4 protein-coding genes are annotated in these 3,207 nt (G+C 66.5%); 2 read left to right on the top strand and 2 right to left on the bottom strand.

Annotation, left to right across the window (positions count from 1 at the left end):
- Positions 1-301, top strand: a 301-nt coding sequence (locus VIM19_16540) for a VanZ family protein (protein HEY5186463.1), incomplete at its 5' end; no start/stop codon positions are given.
- Between the two features lie 20 nt (positions 302-321).
- Here the strand turns inward: VIM19_16540 and VIM19_16545 are convergent.
- Both VIM19_16545 and VIM19_16550 read right to left on the bottom strand, forming a co-directional pair.
- Complete coding sequence (locus VIM19_16545; protein ID HEY5186464.1) at positions 322-1,005, bottom strand: hypothetical protein; 684 nt, start codon at positions 1,003-1,005, stop codon at positions 322-324.
- Between the two features lie 74 nt (positions 1,006-1,079).
- The gene (locus VIM19_16550; protein HEY5186465.1) at positions 1,080-2,015 is read right to left on the bottom strand and encodes a 5,10-methylenetetrahydrofolate reductase; all 936 of its coding nucleotides are present in this window, start codon (positions 2,013-2,015) and stop codon (positions 1,080-1,082) included.
- A gap of 300 nt (positions 2,016-2,315) precedes the next feature.
- Between VIM19_16550 and VIM19_16555 the strand changes: the two genes are divergently transcribed.
- Positions 2,316-3,207, top strand: an 892-nt coding sequence (locus VIM19_16555) for an IS110 family transposase (GenBank protein ID HEY5186466.1), incomplete at its 3' end; no start/stop codon positions are given.

Below are 3,207 nucleotides of genomic sequence, written 5' to 3' on the forward strand. Positions count from 1 at the left end.
GAAGATCTCGTGCCAGTTCAGCCTCACGCTCGGTGAGGTGCCCAAGGAGCGTCTGGCGAACGTCCTGCTGTTCGTCCCGCTGGGACTCGTGTCATGGTTCGCCACGCCTAGGTGGATGTGGCTCGGTTTGGCGCTCGTCGCACCCTTCGTTATCGAGGCGACCCAGGGGCTGGTGTTGGCGCTCAACCGAAACTGCGACGCCACCGACGTACTCGCCAATCTGGTCGGCGTGGGAATCGGGGGTGGTCTTGCCGCTGTTCTCAGCCGCCTCTGGTCGAGCCGACGACAGGCCAGCGCCTAAGTGATGCCGTTCTCGTTCGCTCAGACGCATACCCAGCAGTACAACCGCTCATGCTTGTCCTGCGCCTGCCGCGCAAGCCCGGCCAGGCTGTTGAGGAACGTTGCCAGGACCTCAGGGTCGCCCTGGCCGCAGAACTCCTCCGTCTGCGACCACGGGACTGCGAGTTCGGCGAGGCGTTCCGGGCTGGCAGCCGCAAGAGCGTCACGCAGACGGTCGGTCAAGGTGAGGACGAGTCGTTCTCCACCGTCGCGATCCGCCACAGTGCGACCACTCTGGGGGTCCTCGACGATGTCGTCGTAGGCACGACCGGTCAGCAACTCCTCGAACGTGCCCATCTGGACGACCGGGTCGATCCCGTCCCCAAACACGGTGAAGAACTGGACACCGGTGTCCGTCGCCGGACCCGACCAGCCTGATGACCTGCGGCGAAAGAGCCCCCGACGGCTGGAGTCCTGCGGAGCCAGCGCCGCGTAAGCACGTCCGGGGCCGCCGGGCCGGTCGATCACGGTGGCAGCCTGCTCGTCTGACGCGGCCGAGAAGTAGTCGAACAAGACGGCCATGACCTCAGTGTGCCCAAGCGCAGGGAGATGCCCTTGCTGAGCCGCGCCGTAAGTGCCGATAGCGTGCCGCTTCGCGGCGCGCAGATGTGCCTGCATCGCCTTCTGACGAGCGATTCGGCATCCAGCGCGATCTTGCTCGGGCACGCAGCGGAGAACGCGTCCCGGGTGAGACTGCGCCTTGCTACCTGGATCTACAGGTCTCGCAACGCGAGTCCGAGTCAGTGAAGGAGTTCACCGATCTCCCGGGCTAGGTCGACTGAGGCTTCGATCTCAACCTTGCGGTTCGTCAGGCTCTCGACATTGATGCCGAACGGAAGACCCAGTCGGCGACAGAAGCCGACCAGGGCGCGGGCGTTGCTCAGGCACTGGTCGTAGGACAACTGCAGTGGGTCGTGCGACCGGGTGAGTTCTGTGTGTAGCCAGCGTGGGACGTCGATGCCGAGCCACGACATGAACTCCAGGGTCTTCATGGAGCCGCAGGGTGCCAGGGTGAGGATGACTGGGCGCGGGTCTATGCCCTGGTCCCGGCAGAGATAGACATAGTCGGACAGCAGGTCGCGGGTGTGGTCGAGGTCGTAGCAGACCTGGGAGACGAAGAAGTCGCAACCGTCCTCCTGCTTGCTGAGCATCCGTCGGTGCTCCTGGCCGGTGCCGACATGCCGTTCAGCGATGCAGACGCCACCGACGCTGGGTCGTCGGTCCAAACCGGCGTGCAGCCGGTATGCGTCGGTGAGCCGGGTCTTCACCGCCTGGTGCCGGGAGGCGGCACCGACCAGCACCGAGAGCACCCGGTCGGAGTCGACCTCGGATAGCCAACGGCTCAAGTCCGCCTCGGTGTACTTGCCGACAGCGCGGTACACGACCACCGGCCCGGTCCAGCCGGACAGGTGCCGGTCCAAGAAGTCCGCAGGATCCATCATCGGCATGAACGGGAAGGGCCGTGCATCCGGGGAACGATCGTCCTCGGCATCCACGTCATAGATGATCAACCCGTCCAGCGCCACCGAGTCCAGCCGCGCCAACGTGGCCTGGGCGATCTCGTCAGCGCGCCCCGGAGCCGTCGTCAGACTCGGCGGGGTGATCCCGTACAGGAGCACCCCGTGCTCAGCCCGTCGCAGCAGTCCCAGCGCAGAACCGTCACTGCCCAATCCCATCGCCACAGCATGTCAAGACGCTCGGCCTTCGCGCGCCGACGTGCCGGTTGCCGTGCCGCTCCGTGGCGCGCAGATGTGCCTGATAGATGGTTCTGGTGGGCGTTGAGCGTTTGCTCGTAGCGTCCGGGGATCTGGCGGGTCGTCTCGTGAAGTGCCTGCTACCGGTGCCGGTTGGCTTTCGAACGAAGCGCCGGCCCGCTGGGTTTCCCTAGGCGGTGGCGTGGCTCGCAAGAGGCAAGCACCGGTTCGCATCAGGAGTGCCTGCGGCCGCCGTTCCCTTCGGTTCCTGAAGGAGGAGCCATGGTGTTGATCGGTATCGACCCGCACAAGGCCACCCACACCGCGGTGGTGATCGATGACGCCGAGCACGAGCTCGCGAGGATCAAGGTGAAGGCGGACAAGTCCCAGGTCTCGGCGTTGCTGGAGTTCGCTGACGAGTTCCGGCCGCGACGGTGGGCGAGCGAGTCCGCCGGCGGGCTGGGGTTCCTACTGGCCCAGCAGCTGGTCCGTGCTGGTGAGGGTGTCGTCGACGTCCCCGCCACTCTTGCGGCGAGGGTGCGGTTGTTGGGGTCGGGGCGTGGTTCGAAGAGCGACCCGAACGATGCGCTCTCGACCGCGATCGCAGCGTTGCGGGATCCGCACCTGCGCACGGTGATGGTCGAGGACCACGCGATGGTGCTGCGCCTGCTCGCGGACCGTCACCAGGACCTGACCTCGTTGCGCACCCAGGCGGTCTGCCGGCTCCATGCGTTGATCGCGGCGATGGTCCCGGGTGGGGTGCAACGCCGGATCTCCGCTGATGGTGCGGCATCCCGGCTCCGGACCATCCACCCGAGCAACGCGGTCGAAGTAGCGCGCAAGGAGATGGCCCTCGAGCTCGTCGCTGATGTGCGACGCCTGGACAAGAACATCGCGGAGGTGAAGAAGCGGATCACCGTCGCCGCCGCAGCATCGGGCACGACCGTCACCGAGGTTTACGGCGTCGGACCGATCGTCGCCGCCCTGCTGATCGGGCACTCCGGGGACATCACCCGGTTCCCGACCAAGGGCCACTACGCCTCCTACAACGGCACCGCCCCCATCGAGGCATCCTCGGGCAAGGTCGTGCGCCACCGGCTCAACCAGCGCGGCAACCGCCAGCTCAACCACGCCCTGCACATGGCCGCCGTCACCCAGATCAGCCGCGACAACC

It is taken from the genome of Actinomycetes bacterium (assembly GCA_036510875.1).
In the GTDB taxonomy this organism is placed as follows: domain Bacteria; phylum Actinomycetota; class Actinomycetes; order Prado026; family Prado026; genus DATCDE01.

Excerpts from the sequence above, each read along its gene's own strand:
- VIM19_16550 (HEY5186465.1), bottom strand. The coding sequence starts at position 2,015 with ATGGGATTGGGCAGTGACGGTTCTGCGCTGGGACTGCTGCGACGGGCT.